Origin of the sequence: Thermomonas alba, assembly GCF_022419205.1 — a bacterium.
Classification (GTDB): Bacteria; Pseudomonadota; Gammaproteobacteria; order Xanthomonadales; family Xanthomonadaceae; genus Thermomonas; species Thermomonas alba.
Genome location: NZ_JAJOZU010000063.1, coordinates 1 through 534 on the forward strand (window position 1 = coordinate 1; position 534 = coordinate 534).

Here is a 534-nt window from a genome sequence, read left to right on the forward strand (position 1 = left end):
GGCGCCGCTGGATGCCGGTGTGGTCGCCACCGGTACCGTCAAGGTCAGCAGCAACCGCAAGGCCGTGCAGCACCTGACCGGCGGCACGGTCGAGGCGATCCTGGTGCGTGAAGGCGATGTTGTGAAGAAAGGCCAGGAGGTGGTACGCCTGGACGCCCTGCGCGCGGTGGCCGACGACCACCAGGCCGCGCAGTCCATCGGCATCCCGCTCAACCGCATCTGGGTGATCGTGTGGTGCGTAGCCGGGGTCGTGGCGCTCGTCGCCGGGATGATCTGGGGCTCCAAGCTGGGGGTGCAGTTCTCCCTCACCACCATCGCCCTGCGGGCACTGCCGGTCATCATCCTCGGGGGACTCACCTCGGTGCCGGGCGCCATCGTCGGCGGCCTCATCATCGGCGTGGGCGAAAAGCTCTCCGAGGTCTACCTGGGGCCCCTGGTCGGCGGCGGCATCGAAATCTGGTTCGCCTACGTCCTGGCACTGGTGTTCCTGCTGTTCCGTCCCCAGGGCCTGTTTGGCGAAAAGATCATCGACCG

1 protein-coding gene is annotated in these 534 nt (G+C 67.6%); it reads left to right on the forward strand.

All coding sequences use genetic code 11. From position 1 onward, the window contains the following. Positions 1–534 (forward strand): branched-chain amino acid ABC transporter permease (locus ML342_RS11760; RefSeq protein ID WP_240127199.1); only part of this gene is annotated, 534 nt, incomplete at both ends.